General features: G+C 43.4%; 17 protein-coding genes. 3 read left to right on the top strand and 14 right to left on the bottom strand.

The window, feature by feature from the left end:
* Positions 1-55: 55 nt before the first annotated feature.
* From AC6H3C_RS16495 to AC6H3C_RS16470, 6 genes are all read right to left on the bottom strand, one after another.
* Positions 56-1540 (bottom strand): RagB/SusD family nutrient uptake outer membrane protein, encoded by a 1485-nt coding sequence (locus AC6H3C_RS16495; RefSeq protein ID WP_497516514.1) that lies wholly within the window; start codon positions 1538-1540, stop codon positions 56-58.
* A gap of 12 nt (positions 1541-1552) precedes the next feature.
* A complete protein-coding gene (locus AC6H3C_RS16490) occupies positions 1553-3988 on the bottom strand; it encodes a SusC/RagA family TonB-linked outer membrane protein (RefSeq protein ID WP_497521273.1) in 2436 nt (811 codons plus the stop codon).
* Between the two features lie 219 nt (positions 3989-4207).
* Entirely contained in the window at positions 4208-5674 is a 1467-nt protein-coding gene (locus AC6H3C_RS16485; protein ID WP_497516513.1) for an ISNCY family transposase, read from the bottom strand.
* A gap of 168 nt (positions 5675-5842) precedes the next feature.
* The gene (locus tag AC6H3C_RS16480) at positions 5843-6808 is read right to left on the bottom strand and encodes an STN domain-containing protein (protein WP_497516512.1); all 966 of its coding nucleotides are present in this window, start codon (positions 6806-6808) and stop codon (positions 5843-5845) included.
* Positions 6809-6970: 162 nt separating this feature from the next.
* A complete protein-coding gene (locus tag AC6H3C_RS16475) occupies positions 6971-7981 on the bottom strand; it encodes a FecR family protein (RefSeq protein ID WP_497516511.1) in 1011 nt (336 codons plus the stop codon).
* A 102-nt stretch (positions 7982-8083) separates the two neighbouring features.
* The gene (locus AC6H3C_RS16470; RefSeq protein WP_497516510.1) at positions 8084-8674 is read right to left on the bottom strand and encodes an RNA polymerase sigma-70 factor; all 591 of its coding nucleotides are present in this window, start codon (positions 8672-8674) and stop codon (positions 8084-8086) included.
* Between the two features lie 975 nt (positions 8675-9649).
* Here AC6H3C_RS16470 and AC6H3C_RS16465 point away from each other — a divergent pair.
* A complete protein-coding gene (locus AC6H3C_RS16465) occupies positions 9650-9886 on the top strand; it encodes a putative signal transducing protein (RefSeq protein WP_497516509.1) in 237 nt (78 codons plus the stop codon).
* 5 nt (positions 9887-9891) lie between these two features.
* Here AC6H3C_RS16465 and hydF read toward each other — a convergent pair whose 3' ends face one another.
* The 7 genes from hydF to AC6H3C_RS16430 all read right to left on the bottom strand — a co-directional run bounded on the left by hydF (position 9892) and on the right by AC6H3C_RS16430 (position 17203).
* Entirely contained in the window at positions 9892-11115 is a 1224-nt protein-coding gene (gene hydF / locus AC6H3C_RS16460) for a [FeFe] hydrogenase H-cluster maturation GTPase HydF (protein WP_497516508.1), read from the bottom strand.
* Between the two features lie 177 nt (positions 11116-11292).
* Positions 11293-11532 (bottom strand): hypothetical protein, encoded by a 240-nt coding sequence (locus AC6H3C_RS16455; protein ID WP_497516506.1) that lies wholly within the window; start codon positions 11530-11532, stop codon positions 11293-11295.
* A gap of 177 nt (positions 11533-11709) precedes the next feature.
* Positions 11710-13101, bottom strand: coding sequence for an aspartate ammonia-lyase (locus AC6H3C_RS16450; protein WP_497516505.1), 1392 nt, complete (start codon positions 13099-13101; stop codon positions 11710-11712).
* 87 nt (positions 13102-13188) lie between these two features.
* Positions 13189-13761 carry a nicotinate (nicotinamide) nucleotide adenylyltransferase gene (gene nadD, locus AC6H3C_RS16445; protein WP_497516504.1) on the bottom strand — a complete coding sequence of 191 codons (573 nt, stop codon included), beginning with the start codon at positions 13759-13761 and terminating at the stop codon, positions 13189-13191.
* A 22-nt stretch (positions 13762-13783) separates the two neighbouring features.
* A complete protein-coding gene (gene gmk, locus AC6H3C_RS16440) occupies positions 13784-14350 on the bottom strand; it encodes a guanylate kinase (protein ID WP_497516502.1) in 567 nt (188 codons plus the stop codon).
* Positions 14351-14361: 11 nt separating this feature from the next.
* Complete coding sequence (locus tag AC6H3C_RS16435) at positions 14362-15237, bottom strand: YicC/YloC family endoribonuclease (protein WP_497516501.1); 876 nt, start codon at positions 15235-15237, stop codon at positions 14362-14364.
* A 121-nt stretch (positions 15238-15358) separates the two neighbouring features.
* Complete coding sequence (locus AC6H3C_RS16430) at positions 15359-17203, bottom strand: vWA domain-containing protein (RefSeq protein ID WP_497516500.1); 1845 nt, start codon at positions 17201-17203, stop codon at positions 15359-15361.
* A 124-nt stretch (positions 17204-17327) separates the two neighbouring features.
* On the opposite strand from AC6H3C_RS16430, the gene AC6H3C_RS16425 reads away from it, so the two are divergent.
* Both AC6H3C_RS16425 and AC6H3C_RS16420 read left to right on the top strand, forming a co-directional pair.
* Complete coding sequence (locus AC6H3C_RS16425; protein ID WP_497516499.1) at positions 17328-17930, top strand: RNA polymerase sigma factor; 603 nt, start codon at positions 17328-17330, stop codon at positions 17928-17930.
* A 22-nt stretch (positions 17931-17952) separates the two neighbouring features.
* A complete protein-coding gene (locus tag AC6H3C_RS16420) occupies positions 17953-19056 on the top strand; it encodes an energy transducer TonB (RefSeq protein ID WP_497516498.1) in 1104 nt (367 codons plus the stop codon).
* Between the two features lie 8 nt (positions 19057-19064).
* Here the strand turns inward: AC6H3C_RS16420 and mnmA are convergent, their stop codons facing one another.
* A complete protein-coding gene (gene mnmA / locus AC6H3C_RS16415; protein WP_497516497.1) occupies positions 19065-20243 on the bottom strand; it encodes a tRNA 2-thiouridine(34) synthase MnmA in 1179 nt (392 codons plus the stop codon).
* Positions 20244-20326 lie beyond the last annotated feature (83 nt).

Below are 20326 nucleotides of genomic sequence, written 5' to 3'. Positions count from 1 at the left end.
TCGTTCCAACTCTATCATAAAAAACAGAATTGGAACGAACAATGTAACATACTATCTAATTTTCATATCCGGGGTTTTGTACCAAATTAGGATTTTCATTCATCGCACTTTGTGGTATAGGGAAAAGCACATGGTAATTCTGAGCATTAAACCCTTTATCCAGCGCTTTTTCAATGAATTTGCCAAAGCGGATAAGATCGTCACGACGATGTCCTTCACAATAAAGCTCACGTCCTCTCTCATCTAAAAGGAAATCTCTCAATGTTTCCTTTGTATAATCTCCTAAATTAATTGGTGATGCATTTGCACGACTTCTTACCAAGTTAATCAGATCTATACTTTCCTGAGTCGGTCCATTAATCTCATTTAACGCTTCCGCACGAGATAGGATTACGTCAGCATAGCGATAAACTATAAAATCACTTCCCTGCATTGCGCCTTGTTGATCCGGGTCTAACGTGTATTTCATCGGTGCTGCACCTGTAGCCTTTGGATGGTTGACTGTACGAAAATCAACAAAATTTCCATCCCGATCCGTATAGTATCGCACAATGGTCTCCAGTCGTGAGTCACTTTCTTCGTACTTGTCATAAAAAGACCAAGGCATCTTAAGTCCTCCTGAAATATTGATCTGCCCTCCAACTTCCGACTTGTATGCGGGAGTTGCGGGCATGACAGAAGAGAAATAGCTCCATGCATATGATGTATTGGAGGTGATCCGTTGGATGGGTAAGATTCTTTCTGTGTTGGAAATGCCCTCCTGGTTAATATCGAAAATTGACTTATAAGATGGCATCAGATCATATACACCAAGATCCATAATTTCTTGGGCTATGTCTGCGGCATTTTGCCATTGTTTGTCATTCATGTAAATCTTCATTAACAATGTCAAAGCAGCTCCTTGTGAAAACCGACCGATATTTTCAGCTGATTGCACTTTATCAAGCAGTTCATATGATTCAATGATCTCATTCGTCATAAAGGAAACGTATGCTTCCTTTGTGGGCCTCGCAGGTTTCCATTCAGTATACACATCGTTGGCAATATCAGCGTCAGTGACAATAGGAACGGCTCCAACCATACTATATAAATAGTTTGCAAACATCACACGCAATACACGCATTTCTGCAATGTACTTGTCTTTCTTAGCATCATCAACGCTCGAAGTCTGAAAAACATCGATTAAACGGGTTGCCTTTGTAATGCCTTTTTGATATTGGAGATAACATGTTTTACCCATCATGTCATTTGCTGTCCACAAGAAGCGTTCTGTTTGCTGCCATGAACCTCCCCAGCTTGTGTTTAGTTCGTCTGTGGTCAGAGTACTCAAAGTCCAACCGGCATTGTTCAGCCACGACATGATGAAACTATTACCTAAAGTATTGTATACTCCTATTGTCGCAGCTTGCAAATCATCTTCACTTTTTGGAAAATTTTCAGAATTAATTTTATTATAATTCTCATAATCCAAATCGAAACAGCTCGTGCATGAATATATTAGTATTATAACACTCGTGAATTTTATTAATATTTTTTTCATAATCTACTACATTTAAAAGGTTAATTCAACGCCAAAAGAATATGTCTTCTGATTTGGATAAGCTGTATAGCCGTCAGTTTCAGGATCTGAACCAGAGTAATTTGTGATAACAAATAAATTTTGTGCGTTGAATGATAAACGTGTATGTTTGAAAAGGCCATTAAACAGTGTATTGGGTAATGTATACCCGAAAGTCACATCTTTCAAACGAACAAAATCGGCCTTTTCAATCCAGAAGTCTGTATTGGTATCATATTTAATGTAAAGTCCCGAAGGGTATTTCCCGTTAGGATTTGAAGAAGACCATCTGTCAAATGCGTCTGTTGTTACATTATCGCTGAATCGGATTCTGTCAGCACTCATAAAATCCCTAAGCGTTTCGTTATTCAACTCCCGTCCAACTTCTCCGTAAAAAAACAGACTTAAATCGAAATTTTTATATCGGAAGGTATTTCCCAATCCAAAACTCAGATCTGGTGCACTATTTCGAATTATTGTTTTGTCTGCATCGTCAATCGCATTGTCCGGTTGTCCTGAAAGCTGTTTTTTATCATTGTCATCAAGTATGAAATTACCGTTTTCATCTTTAAGCCAGCCATTGATGTCTTTGACTTTTATACTTCCGGGAGGCGCATCCTGCATATGAGAAACCACTTCTCCTTCTTGAATTAAACCATCACTAAGATATCCATAGCTGATATGCAGTGGCGCTCTTTCATTTTCATAAATAGACAAAATCGTAAATGGGTTCCTTTCTTTCCAACTATCTTTGTAGCTATAAAGAGTCAGATCACTTGTCCAAGTTAGATTCTTACTCTTAACATTGACGCTAGTCAGCTGAATTTCAAATCCCTTACTTTGTGTTTTACCTAAATTATCTGCGACTGAACTCACCGGATAATAACTTCCAACTGTCCGCCAGTTCAATAAGTCTGAGATTGTTCTTTCATAATATTCAAACGTTCCGGTTAGGCGATCTTTGAATAATCCCCAATCCAATCCAACATTAAACTCAGTTGTCGTTTCCCATTTAAGACGAGAATTTGGCAATTGGTCTTCTGTAACTCCAGATACCAAGGAATTTCCCAATACATAGTTGGCTCCTGTCGCGTAAAACGCGTAGGCATTTCCTCCAATTTCAGCATTCCCTGTTTGTCCTAAACTCAGTCGCAATTTTAAATTGGATAGCAGATTTTGGTTTTTTAAGAAGTCTTCTTCGATAATTCTCCAAGCAAAGGCTCCCGAAGGAAAATACCCGAATTTATTATCTGCACCAAATCTATCGCTGCCATCTGCACGCATTGTAAATGTAAACAAGTATTTATCTGCTATATCATAATTGATACGGCCAAAATACGATAGATATTTCACAACACTCTTGCTACTTTCAACAGCTTTTGTCAAATCTCCTCCTGCCTGAAGATTATTCACACCAAAGACGTCGGATATGAAACCTGAATTTGCTCCGTATAATCTCTCATTATTGAACTTTTGATAAGCATAACCAGCCATTACTCTTAATTGGTGGTTGTTGAAAATTGCTTTTGAATATGTCAGTGTTGCATCGAGTAAATAATCATTTTTACGCTGTTCGGTAATAGAGCCTTGGCCATTTGAAATCTGTCCTGTCAGGGTCGTTCTTGGAAAGTAAGACGTCGCCTTTGAAAATGAAGAGTTCATTCCCCAGCTCATTCGAAAATCCAAATCCTTAGCCAATTTAAGATTCCAGAAGTTATTAACCAAAGTCCGAAAAGTATTATTTTTTAACTCCACATCCTTCCAAGATACTGGATTAATTGTTCCAGCATGATCAGGATTAAGAGAATAATTTCCATCCTCATCATATACTGAAAGATATTGCGGAAAATACATGGCATGTTTGATAATTCCACCATCATCGTGAACCGAAGTAGGCTGCCTTGTATTATCTTGATTCGTTTGACTACCGGATATAGAAACACCAGTAGTTAACCATTTAGTAAGATCAAGTTCCAGATTTAACCGACTCGTATATTTTTCCATACCGCTATTTATAATGATACCGTCTTGGTTAAAATAGCCTAAAGAGAAAAGATAGCGTACGTTGTCGGCACCTCCATTAATAGAAACACTCTCTTCATTGATCATTCCGGTACGGGTAATTTCATCAAACCAATCGGTTACATTTGTAGCATTTGCTATTCGTTCGTCTGAAAATGCAACTTTAGGACTGGTTGTTATTGTTGAAGGATCAACATTCCCGTAAGGAGCAATTTTATTGTTATAAAGCCATTCTTCTTCAAAAAAATCATTTGCCAGATTCATATAATCTTTGGCATTGACCATCTGATATGGATTAGACACCTTTTGCACTGAAGTATTAGCCTTAAAGCTAATATTCATCGTTCCAGCTTTACCTTTTTTTGTATTGACGAGTATCACCCCGTTGGCTGCCCGAGCACCATAAATAGTGTCTTTAAGAAAACTACCCGTTTTTTTCGAAAGGTGTACATAATTATATGTAATCGGCTTGTTTTTTCGGTTACTACCACTAAATTTTTTAGCCTGTTAATTGGTTGCCGTAATTTTCGCCACCGAAAATTGGGTTTTCGGTGTAATTTTTTAGTTTCCAGGCATAATTCTCCCTTTCATGTTTAATTTTCATGTTTTTTCCTTGAACCGATTTTACTAAGCAGCTTTCCTAATCTGCTTGGTGGGCGCTTCAAGCGCTTCACGCTCCAACTTCAGGATTTGTTTCCCAATTTTCTTGAGGTTGTAGGCGCACACGCCCAACCCGATGTACTTTTTAAAATGCGCATAACTCCGGTCGGGACAACGGTCGAGCCCCCGGTGTTCCAATTCGTTGATGTTTGATTCGATCGCGCTGTGCTTGTTTTTCAGTTTTTTAAATGACCTGCTGCGTTCTTCCTTTTTCTCTTTTTTGTTGCGCTTCCCAAGTTTGGGGATGATAACCTGGTCAACTTCCAACTGAAGGGTTTCCTTGTTTTCTTTTAACCAGTAGCCTTTGTCGAAGCTCCACGATGCGACTTTATGTTCTGTTAAAATCCTGTCGGCCATTTCGATAACAATGTCCCGGTCTTGTTGTTGTTCCATTATTTGGTAATCCACGATCAGCCCCCACTGGTCGGTGGTGATGTTCAGTTTTTTGCCCAGTTCAACACTGGGGTTCATCTTCCCTTTTGTAATCCACTCGGTGTAGGTTTCAAATACCGAAAACATCTTTTCTTCATGCGGAATGGTTTCGCCTTTTAATATACGCCTGTCGACCAGGTCAATATGCTTTTCAAGAAGTTCCATGTAGTGCTCCAACGTAATGATCAATACCAGATCGCCCATGTCCGTTAGCGGGAAACCGGACTTTTCTTCGTTTAGTTTTTTGAGCAATAACCTTGATTTATTGAGGTATTCTTCGGCCGCGGCAACTACTTTTTCTTTCTTGTTTTTGCCTCCTGAACGGTTGGCATGGCCCAAATTGCGCATCAACTTTTTCAACTCTGTACGCCAATTGCCGATCTTGCGCCAACCTCCAATATCCTTATGTTTGTTCATTATCCTTGAAACGGTGCCGATGCATTTTCGGGCACAGTCCCACAACAGGTTGTAGTCTGTGGGGAAATGAACATTGCTTTCAACAACAAAACTATCTGATTTTAAGCGCAATGCTGTATGTTCTTTTTTTTTAAACACCTCTCCATGCCCAAAATCCAGGATTACCTTGTTTAATTCCCAAACCATTTCATCGCTAAGCAGGGCGACATTGTCATAAATATTCTGGTATTCAAACTCGATACGTTCAAAACCAAAGCCCTTTTCTACGCCCATCAAACACCGCATATTGTGGTGGTTGTTTGCCTGATCGTGCAACACATCATAACTTAAATTCAAACACAAGCGAACCTGGGCCAAAACAAAAATACTCCATAGGTCCATTCCTGTCCTTCCCGTATTTTTCTTCCCGGAATTGATATGATCTTCCAAAATACTGAATATCTCTTCGTTGTATTTCTTGTTGCAATAGATCGCCTTCAACGCTGCTAAAAGTTGATCTAAAGCATTCTTGCTTTTGGGATTAATATAAGTAGCTTCGATTGGCAATTGCCCTAACCCCAATTGTTGTTCGAATCTTTTTCTCATGGTTCAATCTTTTTTTGTCAAGTGGTCAAAATATCCTATCCTCATGTAATAATACCCTGAATATCTGCACTATAATCAACTTATCAAAACAATTAACCCAAAAGATTCAAAAAAGATATCAATACTATATTGTTGATCTATAAATTATTGCAGGTTTTCTTAGAGACACTAAATAGAGGTCGCACTTGCATCTTTTAAAACTTCAACAGATTCAATATCTCCGGGATTTATGGCATTTATATCCCCTCCCGGGAATCCATCAATAACATACAGCGGGGAATTCCCGGCACTTATGGACGCAGCGCCTCGAATCACCATATCATATCCACCATTTGGAGCGGCTGACGTTTGTCGGATTGATAACCCAGGAACGCGGCCCACCAACAGATTAGAAACTGAAGTAGTAGCAACTTGGGGAATGTCATCCATTTTTACAGACGATAAAGCGCCTGTAAGATTTGTCTTCTTTACTGAGCCATAACCCACGGCCACCACCTCCTCCAGGCCAATGGTCTCTTCCACCATCGTCACGTTGATCTTTGATTGGCTACCAACCGGAATCTCTGTTGATTTCATCCCCACAAATGAAAAGACCAAAGTGCCATTTGCCGGTACGTTTGTGATGGAATAACTTCCGTCCCCATCAGTAATAGTTCCCTGGGTTGTTCCTTTTTCAACAACAGTAACTCCGGGGAGAGGTTGACCTGAGGCGTCAGTCACGCGGCCAGAAACGGTGACTTCTTGTTGAACCGCATTTTCAGCTAAATTTGTTGAGATAGCAATTTGCCTTTTATCGATCTTGTAGGTCACATTCGTTCCTTCAAAAATCTTATCAAGTATTTCAGGGATCGATTTATTTTCAACCTCAATGCTCACCTTTTTTTCAACGTCAACCGCTTTGGCATTATAGATGAAATAGAAATCGGATTGATTTTCAATTTGTCCCAATACACTCCTGATGGAAGTATTTTTGAGGTTCAGGCTCAACAGGGTCTGCTGAGCGTGTGCGTTTGTAGCAAAAATTTGGACTACACTTACCAGTATTGCAAACAGCGTTAGTCTCATCGTTTTTAACAGTTTCGATCTCCACAAAAGCTTAGCCATGGAAATCCATGAATAATGTTTTTTTTTCATAAATTTGTAATGATTTGAGTTTTGTAATTCAAATTATTATGTGCCCGAAGTTTAAGGAGCTTAAGCACATAAGAAACAGAGAAGGAGGTGTTGGTCGCATCTCCTTTTTTTTTGCATCGGGTTACTTCATAAGCATTTCTTTTAGGTTAATCACGAGTAATTTTAGTAGAGCTTTATTATTGTTTTATTGGCGTTATCTTTAGTTAGGTGATAGTTGACATGGCAAGTATATTTTATGTAATCCAAAACCTCGATCAGATTTTCGTCCCTGAAAGTAGCGTTAAACGCGGGTTCATAAATGGCAGGGTTTGAGACAATGAAACTTGCATTAAATTTACGTTCCAGTATTTTAAGGACTTCATCCATTGGAGTATCCTTAAAAACCAGTAATCCATCTTTCCAGGCGGTATAATCTCTAATCGTCATTTCTGTTACCTTGACCTCTTTAGTTTTGATGTCACATTCGGCTATCTCTCCTGCTTTTAATTGATACCTGGATGATGAATTTTTTGTATACAGTAGTTCCACAGCTCCGGTTTCCAAGGCAACGGCTATCTCCTCATTATCGGGATAAGCGTTCACATTAAACTTGGTGCCCAAAACCTTTACTTTAAAATCGTTAAAGGCGACCGTCAGCGGGATTTTTTTATTTTTCCGGATATCAAAATAGGCTTCACCTTTTAGAACCAAGTCGCGGTTGTCTCGTGAATAATTATTGTTATATGTTAACGTACTGCCGGAGTTTAGCCAAACAACAGAACTATCGGGTAAAATCACTTCAGATATTTGTTTGTACTTGGCAACTACCGAGGTATATTTTAATTCAGCCTCATCACTGGCGAATTGATTTTTCAGAAAGAATGCTAATGGAAGCGTACTAAGAAACAGCAGGAGAACAGCGGCATATTTCAAAAGAAGGTTTATTTTTAACCGGAATGAAGTACGTTGAGGATTCAGTCTTACCTGTAGCTTTTTGTATAAATTTTCGATTTTATATTCCGGCATAGTATTGGTCGAAGCCAGAAAAGCCCATGCTGCCTTTGCCTTATTGTAAATCTTTTCGCTTTCGGGATCTTGTGCGATCCTTGAAAACATTTCCTCTTTACGTTTTGGCTCGATACAGTCCGCGGCAAGATTAACAATGTCCTCCGTATTTTTCATATTTCGCTCCATACACTTATTTATTTGCACGAAATTGAATTTACCCTATATGAAATTTCAAAAAAAGTTTAAATAAAATGCAATTATTAGATTAATACGCTCAAAAACAGAGTATTATGAAAGAAACATATAGGTCACCAATGGGAGGTAATCTTTTAATGCTGTTTTAAATATTTTCAGGCTTCTGGTTATATGCCCTTCAACAGCTTTGGTCGTAATATTGAGTTCTTCTGCGATTTCCCTGTTTTTCATTCCTTCGAACCGGCTCAGCATAAATACTTTTTTGCACTGAGGAGGTAAATCTTCCAACGTTTTATCGATGATTTGCTCAATCTCGTTAAAAACCAGGACTGAAGTGTCAATTGCATCTAAAGCTTTTAGATTTTGGTTCAACTCATTCGGAGCGGCCAAGCCTGAGGTGAATAGTTTTTGTCTGTAGCGTTGATCCCGAAGCCTATATAAACAGTTGTTCCTTGCAACAGAATATAAGTAAGAACTGACATTCATATCCTCCTTTAAGGTTTGCCGTTTCTCCCAAAACGTTGCAAATGTATCCTGCACAATATTCTCCGCGATGTCATCTATGCGAATGAACTCGTAAATGAAATAATACAATCTCGAAAAATATTTATTGTAGAAAACTTTAAAGGCAACATCGTCGCCATTTATAATTTTCTTTACAAGTTGTGCTTCGGGTTCAGTCATTCCAATTAATTCCAGGTGTGACAAAACTAACAAAAAAACAAAACTTAGTCTAATCAATCCGTCCGGCAATTACCTCATTGTACGTAACAGTTTTTAACAAAAGCCGAATGTAACGATGTCTTATTTTAAACTCTTGCTGTGTCCCTGACGCACCACGGGTGCGCCGGTTTTAACCGGCAATGACCGAATGCGCGGTTAAAAACCACGCCACCCGGCTGGTCCGGTTGTGATATTAGCGTAACGTTACCCGGGTGACGGGGTAAAGATCTGTACAGAAACAAGCGGTGGAGGGTTAATTCGGCCACAGCTTGCAGTGATCAGTCATGGCCAGAATGGTGAACGGTCTCACTCCCTAATGTGAGACCGGCTCACAGCCTAATGGGAGGAGTACTCACAGCCTGGCTGGACCTATAACCTGTCAGGCTGCGGAATATTCCCGGTTTATTGGCAGGTGCATTGAAGATATACGTGCAGGCAGCCGTTTGTAGCGGCTACTACAACAGGCGTCTGGACGCGTCGTCGCGTCCGAAGGTTGCCTGATCGGGATCTTTATCGTTAACCGCCGGGCCACAAACGGCAACAGATGCTGAAACGAGTTCAGCAAAACAGCGCTTCGGTGATGGCCTGTCGTCCGTCAGCCTTGACTTTTTTTGTTTACTTTTTTGTGTCAAGACAAAAAAGTAAATCCCGTCCGGAAGGACATAGGCAGCCATGCTTTCTTCAGAGTGATTGTCCTTAGGCCGGCCGGGCCCTTCCTTTTTCAAGTCGGTAAAGCGGAAGCAAAAATCTTGTCAAAACGAAGCGCTGCATCGCGATTTGGAAACTGTTTCCTCAACCGATGGGCTGGCTGATGAACTATTTCATTTCGAATTAACCGGAATGAATCTAAATACCGGGTGTATCATTTAAATAAGTGAACAAAATATTGACTTTTATCGCGAATTTTCATAAAATGCATCTTTAATTGAATAGAATATGAGAGAAGGAGTAAAATTAGTCAGAATTTATACCGGAAGCGAAATCTCGGTGCTTCTGCTTAAAGGAGAACTTGAAAATATAGGCGTTTCGGCGTTGATCAAAAATGATTTCAGTTCGGGAATTGCAGCGGGCTTTGCCGGAGGAATCCCTTCGGCGGTCGATCTTTATATTCATGAATCCGATTTCAACGAGGCCGAGCCCTTTATTCAAGAGTTTGTCCGGCAAAACGGATAAGCTTTTTACTTATTACGCTTGTATATTTCCAATGCTGACGGAAAGGGTTGCAGCGCACGTTCGAAAATACCCAGAGAATAAGCAATGGTGAGGCCGTAATTGGTGATGGGTATGTTTAACTGTCGGGCTTTCATGATGCGTGAAAGCATTTCGCGACGGTTCCACATGCAGGCACCGCAATGGATAATCAACTGATAGTCGGAAATATTTTCGGGGAAGTCGTGGCCGCGGGTATGATCAATTTCCAGTTTTCCGCCAACATATTGAGTGAGCCAGCGCGGAATTTTCACCGTTCCAATATCTTCACCAATGGGGTGATGCGAACAGGCTTCGGCAATCAGCACCTTGTTGCCGGCCCGGAGCCGGTCGATCGCCATGGCGCCGCGCACCATCTCTCCCAAATCGCCCTGATGACGGGCAAAGAGGATTGAAAAACTGGTCAGCGGGATTTCCGGCGGCGTGTCGGCAGCTACTTTCAAAAAGGCCTGACTGTCGGTTACCACCAGTTTGGGGGGGGTATTCAGTCGGTTTAACGCTTCCCGCAACTCCCGTTCTTTTACCACCATGCAAAACGAATCGCCGTCCAATAAATCGCGGATACTTTGCACCTGTGGCAGAATAAGTCGTCCTTTTGGCGCTTCTTTGTCGATGGGCACGACCAGGATCGCAGCTTCGCCCGGACCAACCAGATCGGACAGAATCGCGGGACGGTTAATGAAATCATCAGGAGCCGATCTCAGGATCGTTTCGCGCAGTTGTAAAATACCCAAATTGCCTGTTGCCGATGTTTCGACAAGGGGTAATTTCTCACCGGCGAAACTGTTCATGGTACACGAACGGGTAGGGTAAAGGTCGGATTTGTTAAAAACGATAATCACCGGAATGTCCCGGTCTTTCAGTTCCTGCAAAAATTTTTCCTCGAAATCGCCCCAGTCGTTACCGGTTGAAACAATAATGCCCAGATCAGTTCGGTTAAACACCTCCATCGTTTTCCTGATGCGTTTTTCACCCAATGCGCCTGCATCGTCAATTCCTGCAGTATCAATAAACAATACCGGCCCCAGCGGAAGCAGTTCCATGGGTTTCTCTACCGGATCGGTGGTGGTGCCTGCAACTTCGGAAACAATCGAAACTTCCTGTTGCGTTAATGCATTCAGCAAGGACGATTTTCCGACATTCCGGCGACCAAACAAACCGATATGTAAGCGAAAGGATTTCGGCGCTTTCATAGCTAACAGATGATGTGCGAAAGTATAAAGCTTGTTTGATAAATCAAATGAGTTGGAGGAAGAAAGTTCGTTTATTTGCCTTAGAAAGCGGTTGTTCTTCTTCGTTTTTGTGACCGGTGAGACATGCGGGCATAAAAAAAGCCGGCAACTGCCGGCTTTGTCCTATTTTCTAAGAGATTATTCAGCTTTCTTCTCGTCGCAAGCTTTTTTTTCGCTACAGCAAGCTTTTTTGGCTTCTGCTGATTTCTCGCTACTTCCTTCTTTCTTCTCAGATTTTGCTTCTTTTTTGTCTTTTTCGTCAGATTTTACTGAACTTACAATCTCCGTGTTTGCTTTTTCAGTCTGAACAGGGACATTTAAGGCGAATGTTACTCCAAAAGCAAAAACAATTGCTAACACTAATACCAATTTTTTCATAATCTTCCATTTTTAAATTTATTCAGGAGCAAGTTATTGAGAATTATTCTAAATAAAAATAGCCTTAACAATTGTTTAGAAAAAATTTTGTTAGGTACCTCTGTGAACGGATTTCGATACCCGTATTTTTTCTGTTCCTGCATTCCAACAGCGATCCGGTTATGCGCAAAAGAACGGCTAAAATCCTAATTTCTGGACAGCTTCGGGAGAAATACATGCTTCAAATTCTTCATCTTCTATTAGCTTTTGTTCGAGTACGATGGTTCTGACGGTTTTCCCCGAGGTTTTGGCCTGCAGTGCCAGTTGGGTGCATTTATCATAGCCCAGTTTCGGGATTAAGGCCGTGACGACAGCCGTTGAGTTTAATACCTGTGCCCGGCACTTTTCAGGATTGACAGTCATGTTTTTTATAGCATGACGGGCAAGACTTTCGGCTGCCTTAGTCAGTAATTGAAGGCTGTTGAGCAGCGCATCGGCGATAAGTGGCATAAACGGATTGAGTTCCAGGTTTCCGCTCATGACGGCCATCGCGATCAGGTGGTCGTTCCCGATCACCTGCATGGCTGCCTGGCATATCGCTTCGGGAATCACCGGGTTAAGCTTACCGGGCATCATGGATGAGCCGGCCTGCACGGGTGGCAGGTTGATTTCGCCGAAACCTCCGTCGGGCCCGCTCGACATCAAACGTAAATCGTTCGACACTTTGATCAGATTGGTTGCACTGGCTTTTAAAATTCCGGAAACTTCGACAAATACATCGGCGTTTTGGGTATTCTCCGTGAGATTTTCGGCCCGCGCCAATGAGGTATTGGTTAGTTCGCGCAAACGGTCGGTTACCCTGAAAATAAACTGCCGGGGAGCGCCCAGTCCGCTGCCGATGGCCGTTCCGCCCAGGTTGACCACCCGAAGCCGTTCTTCGCATTTATAAATTCGCCAGCGATCGCGGTTAAAGGCTTCGGCATAGGCGGCCATTTCGCGCCCCAAGGTTGTCAACACGGCATCCTGGAGTTGGGTACGCCCTATTTTTACAATGGCGGCAAACTCTTTTTCCTTTTGCTGAAAAGTTTCCTGTAACTCCAGTACCGATTGTTCCAACTCCCGGAGCAGTTTTATTGCCGCCAGTTTCAGGGCAGTGGGGTAGGTGTCGTTGGTTGATTGGTGCAGGTTGATATCTTCGAGCGGCGAAACCGTGCTGTAGTCGCCCAAAGGCTTTCCCAATAACCGGAGTGAGCGGTTGGCAATCACTTCATTCACATTCATGTTGGTTGAGGTGCCGGCGCCACCCTGGAGAGCATCAACCACCACTGCGCCGGATAGCAGTCCTTCGGCCATCTCGCCGCAGGCCTGCTCTATGGCCCCGGCTTTTAATGTATCGGGGAAATAGCCCAACTCGCGGTTGATTTGCGCGCAGGCAAGTTTTACCCAACCATATGCTTTGATCAGTTCCGGGTTTACCGGACGTTGGGCCAGCTGAAAATTTCCGATGGCACGGGCGGTATGAATACCGTAAAGGGCATCGACAGGAACTGTTTTCGAACCTAAAAGATCAGTTTCGGTACGTGTTTTCATTGTTGACGTTGGAAAACCTATTGGGAGATAAAGTTAATCAAACAGATGGAATGATACCTAAACAAAACCTGCCTCTTCGGTTTTCACCTATCGGTAAAAGTTCATCTCTTCGAGGTATTGATACGCTTTGGGCGGAATGAAATGACGGATGTCTTTTCCGGCGGCAAGAGCTTCCCGGATAAAGGAGGCCGATATTTCCATGAGCGGGGCGTTAACCAGCTGAATGTGCGGGTGAAAATCCTTTTCCTGCATATTAAACCCGGGACGGGGATAGACTAAGATCCGGTAGTTTTCAAGAATCTGATCGTGGTTCTTCCATTTGTGAAAACTATCCAGGTTATCACCGCCCATAATCAGGAAGAACTCGTGTTTCGGGTGTTTTTCCTGTAAATAGGTGAGCGTGTCGATGGTAAATGACGGTTTCGGGAGCCGGAACTCAATGTCGGTTACGCGGAACCTGAAGTCGTCGTGAATCGCTCGGTTTACCAGTTCGAGCCGTTGATAGTCATCCAGCAGGTTCTTTTTGTTCTTATGAGGACTGTGTGGCGAAACAACAAACCACACCTGGTCGATTTCGGTGAATTCGACCATATAATTGGCAATGGCTAAATGGCCAATGTGGATGGGGTTATATGTTCCGAAATAAAGTCCTACCTTCATGGATAAACGTGATGCTTGTTGTTTACTGATGAATGAAATCGAGAACCAGTTTATCGGCATTGGCCAGGGTGACCGCCAACTCCTGGCTGATGAGGACGGTGTCGAAGTTTGGCGCAAAGCTGAGTTCGTATTCGGCTTTTTGGAGCCGCTTTTCAATCACCTCGGGTGAGTCGGTCGAACGGCCAATCAGCCGGTTACGTAATTCTTCAATCGACGGAGGTTGGACAAAGACCGCAAGGGCTTCATCTTGGTAATATTTTTTGATATTGATACCCCCAATCACATCCACATCAAAAATGACATGCCGACCCTTGTTCCTGATTCGTTCCACTTCCGATTTCAGGGTTCCGTAACAGATCCCGGGATACACTTCTTCCCATTCCAGGAATTCATCGTTCGCAACCTTTTGCTTAAATTCTTCCGGGCTTAAAAAATAGTAGTCAACCCCGTGTGTTTCGGTGTGCCTTGGCGCCCGGCTGGTTGCCGAAATTGAAAATTCCAGGTTGAAATCCTGTTGTAGCAGGTGTTTTACAATGGTGGTTTTACCTGCTCCCGACGGCGCTGAAAAGATGATTAACTTCCCTTTCATTCCTTATGGGTTTACAAAACATTCAGTAATTGTTCTTTGATTCGTTCAAGCGAATCTTTCATTTGTACAACAATACGCTGGATATTGCTTTCGTTGGCTTTACTACCGATGGTGTTGATTTCGCGGCCGATTTCCTGAGCGATAAATCCCAGTTTTTTGCCAACATCCTGACTGCTCTCCAGCGTTTCCAAAAAATAATCGCAATGGTTGATTAACCGTACTTTCTCTTCATTCATATCCAGTTTTTCCAGGTAATAGATCAGTTCCTGTTCAAACCGGTTTTTATCCATGTTCCCGTTGAGATTAATTTCACTTAATCCATCCAGGATACGGGCTTTGATGTTTTCGATGCGTTGCTCTTCAAACGGTGTAATTTGCGTTAATAATTGCTGAATATCGCGAATGTTGGCACGAATATCGTTCTCGAGCGCTTTCCCCTCTTGTATCCTGAACTGGTCCAGCATCCGGACGACCGACCTGATCTGTGCAAAAATGTTTTCCCATTCCTGTTCATCCGGCTCTTCGTAAACGGTTTTTACAGCATCAGGAAGACGCATGACCGATTGCATGATCTGTTCGGTGACCGGCAGACCCAGGTTTTTCTGAATGCTGCTGAGTTGGTTGAAGTAAGCCGTAACAATATTTTCATTGATGGCCGAGTTGCTTTCGGTCCCCAGGTTTTCGATGTACAGAGAAAAATCAACCTTGCCGCGGACGAGCTTCTCCGAAATTTCTTTTCGAATCACAATGTCTTTCTCCCGGTAAAGCATCGGTAAACGCGAATTGATATCCAGTTGTTTACTGTTTAATGATTTCAATTCGAGCGTGATTTTCTTATTTCCGCTTTCAAATTCGGCTTTTCCGTAGCCGGTCATCGATTTGATCATGTGCTGATTTTTAAATTGAGCTCAAAGGTATACCAATTTTATTTCAGAAAAAAGACAACCGGAATCTTCGTGAATCCGGTTGTCCTGGAATAATACCGTATCGGCAAATAAATTGGACGATCTAATTGAACGACTGCACCTGACTCAAACTTTTAGCGACTTTGATCAATCGGATAAACTCTCCGCGATAACCGTCTTCATCCTGATCACGGGCGCTTTTAGCCAGCTCTTCCACCTGATTGTGCGTGAGTGTTCCTTTGTATTCCGAATTTCGGAGCAACATACCAAATCCGGCTACCGCTGAAGCAAAACGGATATTTTCGGAAGAATTCTTTAGCGGGCTAACTTTTGTGGGCACGATTTTATCAATCGGGTAACTTGTATGTCCGTCAGGCAGTTTGTAGCGTGTTTTTACCGTGACCAGTTCTTCGGAGTATTTAAATTCGGATGATCTTCGGCCCGACTGGTATTTCAGTTCATCCGTTCCGGTAATTTTTTCTTCGGACCCGGCCGGGATCAATTCGTACAGGGCGGTTACGGAATGGCCCATGCCCATTTCGCCGGCGTCTTTTTTATCATCTTTAAAGTCTTCGTTGTTAAGCAGGCGATTCTCATAACCGATCAGGCGGTAGGCTTTTACATGTTGCGGGTTAAATTCCAGTTGCAGTTTTACATCTTTGGCAACCGTAAACAGTGTGCCGCCAAACTCTTTGACCAATACTTTCTGCGCCTCCTGCAGGTTGTCAATATAAGCATAGTTCCCGTTTCCTTTATCGGCGATGGTTTCCATCTTGTCATCTTTGTAATTGCCCATTCCAAATCCTAAAACAGTCATGAAAATGCCGGACTCCCTTTCGTTTTCCACGAATCGTTCCATTTCTGAAGTACTGGAAACCCCGACGTTAAAATCGCCGTCGGTAGTCAGAATGATGCGGTTGTTCCCTTCCGAAATGAAATTTTCACGGGCAATTTTGTAAGCCAGTTTCAGTCCGGCTCCACCGGCTGTTGATCCACCCGCTTCCAGTTTGTCGATTGCTGAAAGAATGGTCTGTTTTTGGTTCCCGGCTGTTGAGTTCAAAACAAGTCCGGCTGCTCCGGCATAAACCACGATTGCTACCCGGTCATTTGGGCGAAGTTCGTTTACCAGCATCGTCATCGACGATTTTACCAGCGGTAGTTTGTTGGGCGCTTGCATGGAGCCCGATACATCGATTAAGAACACCAGGTTCGACGGTGGTAAGATGGTTTTGTCAATTTCTTTGGCCTGAAGGCCGACCATCAGCAGGTAATGGTCGGAGCGCCACGGACAGTGGGTCAGTTCGGTATTGATCGAGTAGGGTTTACCTGCTTCCGGTTTTTCGTAGTTGTAATTGAAGTAATTGATCATCTCTTCAATCCGTACGGCGTCAACCGGAGGCATTTGTCCCAGGTTTAAAAACCGGCGTATGTTGGTGTACGAGGCCCGGTCAACATCAATGGAAAAAGTCGACAGCGGATTGTGGATTACCTCCTTGAAACCGCTTTCGTGGATGGTACTGTAATTTTCGGTGTTAAATTCGGGGCGGGTAAAGTAAGCCGGCGCAACGGCATACGAAACTGCGCCGGTCGTGCTTGCTCTTTTTTGTGCACCAAAACCTACCACAATACATTCATCTAAAACTTCAGCATCTTCAACGATCGTTAGATCCGGGCTTAATGTAACCGGTATAAAGCTCCGGTTGTTTACCGGCAGTTTTTTTGTTTGATAACCCTTTGCTGAGAAAATAAGCGTATCTGTCCCAACGGCCTGAATACTAAAACTGCCATCGGCGGCGGTATGCGAGCTAACGGACTGATGGATGACGCGAACATAGACCTTCGACAGACCCCGGCCTGTTTCGTCAGTTACTTTTCCCTTTACCAAAAGTTGCGCCATACCCGGGAGTGACAGTAAAAGCGCGAGTGTGATCACGGTTAGATTTTTCATGACTTGAAATTTTAGAGTTAATGTTTGCAGATAGGATGCAATCAGGAAAAGGATTCCATAAAAAGTTCAGGATTTTTTGTAAAAAGATGTACTTTTAGTCTCATCCATTAAACATGCAGACCGGTTGTTCCTGAAATTAAAACATAAAACAGACCTGACAGATGAAGAAATCGTTCTTCGGTATAAAAGGGAAAACGATCAGGAATTGTTGGGCTACCTGTATGCGAGGTATGTGACCTTGGTTTTCGGACTCTGCCTGAAGTATTTTGGCGACAGGGAACAATCGAAGGATATGGTGATGCAGATTTTTGAGAAACTGGCCGATGACCTGCACCGGCACGATGTGCGGCAGTTTCGAAGCTGGCTGTACGTGATCAGTAAAAATCATTGTCTGATGGAGTTGCGAAAAAAGGATTCACTCAAAAAACGGGAACACGATTGGATGAAAAAACAGGCTGATTTTGTGGAATTTCAGCATCAGGCGCATCCTATTGAAGATCGTGAGGATTTACAGTTGAGCGAGGCATTGCAGGATTGCCTCGACCGCCTGAAAGAGGAACAACGGCAATGCCTGCGTTTGTTTTATTACGAAAGTAAAAGTTACCGGGAAATCACCGGTTTAACCGGGTTGGATGAACATAAAGTGAAAAGTTTGCTGCAAAACGGGAAACGAAATTTGAAAATTTGTTTGGAGAAAAAACATGCCGGCTCAGAAATCATATCATGAGGATGAACAGATTTTCAGGTATTTGAAAAATCAACTATCTGAACGGGAGAGGAATGCTTTTGAACGTAAGTTGCAAAAAGATCCTTTTCTGGCCGAAGCTGTTGAGGGTCTGTCCAGTATGGAGGATGACCGTGTCTGGGACGATCTGTCGGAGTTGAAGAAGAACATAGTTTCCGGGAATCGTCGTAATCGTCTTGTTTGGTGGTATGTGGCCGCCTCGGTTTTGTTGGTTGTTGTTAGTTCGGTTTGGTTATTTGATTTGGAGCAAAAGACGTTTCGTACGATCACTCACAACCGGGTGGATCGGGTAACCGAAGAGAAAGCTCAGGAACACCAGGAAGATCATGCCCCGGGTCAATCTTCCAAAGAGATCATAACTGATTTAGCGGATGATGCAGCAGCAGCAGCAGCAGCAGCAGCAGCAGAAGAAGAAGAAGAAGAAGCCTTGTTGATGGTTGAGGATACCGAAGAAACTGATTCGGGTGGTCGCAGCATTTCCCGAGGCCGGGCCGTTCAGACGGAGGGTGTTTTCGTACAAGAGGAACAGAATTTGATTGTTAATGAGCTTGATCTGTCTGCTGTTCGCGCAACGGTTGCAGAGGAAAAAACCGATTTTCCGGTACCATCAGCCGTAAGTTTAGCCAAACAGGTTGATGTGAAGGATACCTCCGGTTTGGCGCTGAAAGAGGTGATGATAAAAGATAATCCGTCCGATTCTTTCTCATTGGTGGGTTCTGTTTCAGAACCGGCGTTGGATGAGGTGGTTGTTGTAGGATACGGGAGCCGGAAAAAATCCCGGATAACCGGGGCTGTTTCTTCTGTTGTGCCCGACCGGGAAGCCATGCCTTTAGGCGGTTGGGAACCATACCGAACTTATCTGGATCAGGCTTGTCAGGATATTCTGGTTGATCCTTCGAAGAAAAAAGTTGTGGTGAAGCTGACGTTTATCGTGAATGTAAACGGCCAGCCGGAACAATTTGAGATTGTGAGCAGCGATGATCAATTGTTTGACCGGGAGGCGATCCGGATTGTTCAACATGGCGGATCGTGGTTGCCAAAAGTGAAAGATTCGGTTCTTCAGGCAGAACAGGTGAAACTACGTCTTGTTTTTCAGTCCAGGGAGTAGACGATGCCTTACGCGATCACACCCGAGCCGATCAGTTCGTCGCCATCGTACCAGGCGGCAAACTGCCCCGAAGTAATTCCGCGCTGTTCGTCTTCGAACAACAGGTATAAGCCCTCTTCGTGCCGGTAAAGTCTGGCTTTTTCCAAAGGCTGGCGGTAGCGGATCCGTACCCGGTAATCGCGGATTTCGCCGAAAGTCATTTGTAAATCTGTTCTGATCCAGTGGATATCTTCGTTTGAAATAAACAGTCCCGGACGGTATAAACCGGGATGTTCCGTTCCTTCTCCCACGTAAATAATGTTTCGGGCAACGTCGGTGCCGATCACAAACAGCGGTTCGGAATGACCCCCGATGTTGAGTCCTTTTCGTTGGCCAACGGTGTAAAAGTGTGCGCCGCGATGTTCCCCGATGATTTTTCCGTTCCAGGGCCTGTATGGATAGGGGAAACACAGTTTTTTGAAATTAACGGGTGATTTTTCAACCTGTTTCTTTTTTTCGATAAAGGTGGAAGAAACTTCAATCACATTTCCTGTTTTAGGCTCCAGTTGCTGTTGCAGAAAGGTGGGTAAATCCACTTTCCCCACAAAACAGATTCCTTGTGAATCTTTCCGGGTGGCCGTTGGAAGTTGTTGTTCGGCCGCGATACGGCGTACCTCTGGCTTATCGAGATGTCCGATGGGGAAGAGCGATCTGCTCAGCTGATCCTGGTTTAACTGGCAGAGAAAATAACTTTGATCTTTGTTGTTGTCTGCGCCGGCCAGTAACTGATAAATGGGTTTGCCGTCTTTTTGGATTTCCGATTTCCGGCAATAATGACCGGTGGCCACGAAATCGGCGCCGTGTTTCAGGCACTCATCCATGAAAATATCGAATTTGATCTCGCGGTTGCACAGCACATCCGGGTTTGGAGTGCGGCCTTTGCTGTATTCGTCGAACATATAATCAACCACGCGTTTTTTGTAATGTTCGCTGAGGTCGACGATATGAAAGGGCATATCCAGCTTCTTTGCTACCATTTCAGCAATCAGGGCGTCATCTTCCCAGGTACATTGTCCGGTAAGCGTTCCGGTGCGGTCGTGCCAGTTGATCATGAACAAGGCAACGACGTCATAGCCCTGCTGTTTGAGCAGGTATGCCGCCACACTCGAATCCACTCCTCCCGATAAACCAATAACTACCCGTTTCATGTTCGATTAAATTGTGCGACAAAAGTAGAACGAAAATCGGAGATCCGCAATGTTCTGTTTCACCCTAACCGTTTTCGGTGCGA

This window comes from Gaoshiqia sp. US2, assembly GCF_059705485.1.
This window is presented reverse-complemented; position numbering and strand designations above follow the sequence as displayed.

Excerpts from the sequence above, each read along its gene's own strand:
- hydF (WP_497516508.1), bottom strand. The coding sequence starts at position 11,115 with ATGAAAGCGCCGAAATCCTTTCGCTTACATATCGGTTTGTTTGGTCGC.
- mnmA (WP_497516497.1), bottom strand. The coding sequence starts at position 20,243 with ATGAAACGGGTAGTTATTGGTTTATCGGGAGGAGTGGATTCGAGTGTG.
- gmk (WP_497516502.1), bottom strand. The coding sequence starts at position 14,350 with ATGAAAGGGAAGTTAATCATCTTTTCAGCGCCGTCGGGAGCAGGTAAA.
- AC6H3C_RS16450 (WP_497516505.1), bottom strand. The coding sequence starts at position 13,101 with ATGAAAACACGTACCGAAACTGATCTTTTAGGTTCGAAAACAGTTCCT.
- AC6H3C_RS16465 (WP_497516509.1), top strand. The coding sequence starts at position 9,650 with ATGAGAGAAGGAGTAAAATTAGTCAGAATTTATACCGGAAGCGAAATC.
- AC6H3C_RS16480 (WP_497516512.1), bottom strand. The coding sequence starts at position 6,808 with ATGAAAAAAAAACATTATTCATGGATTTCCATGGCTAAGCTTTTGTGG.
- nadD (WP_497516504.1), bottom strand. The coding sequence starts at position 13,761 with ATGAAGGTAGGACTTTATTTCGGAACATATAACCCCATCCACATTGGC.
- AC6H3C_RS16455 (WP_497516506.1), bottom strand. The coding sequence starts at position 11,532 with ATGAAAAAATTGGTATTAGTGTTAGCAATTGTTTTTGCTTTTGGAGTA.
- AC6H3C_RS16470 (WP_497516510.1), bottom strand. The coding sequence starts at position 8,674 with ATGACTGAACCCGAAGCACAACTTGTAAAGAAAATTATAAATGGCGAC.
- AC6H3C_RS16475 (WP_497516511.1), bottom strand. The coding sequence starts at position 7,981 with ATGGAGCGAAATATGAAAAATACGGAGGACATTGTTAATCTTGCCGCG.
- AC6H3C_RS16430 (WP_497516500.1), bottom strand. The coding sequence starts at position 17,203 with ATGAAAAATCTAACCGTGATCACACTCGCGCTTTTACTGTCACTCCCG.
- AC6H3C_RS16495 (WP_497516514.1), bottom strand. The coding sequence starts at position 1,540 with ATGAAAAAAATATTAATAAAATTCACGAGTGTTATAATACTAATATAT.
- AC6H3C_RS16435 (WP_497516501.1), bottom strand. The coding sequence starts at position 15,237 with ATGATCAAATCGATGACCGGCTACGGAAAAGCCGAATTTGAAAGCGGA.
- AC6H3C_RS16485 (WP_497516513.1), bottom strand. The coding sequence starts at position 5,674 with ATGAGAAAAAGATTCGAACAACAATTGGGGTTAGGGCAATTGCCAATC.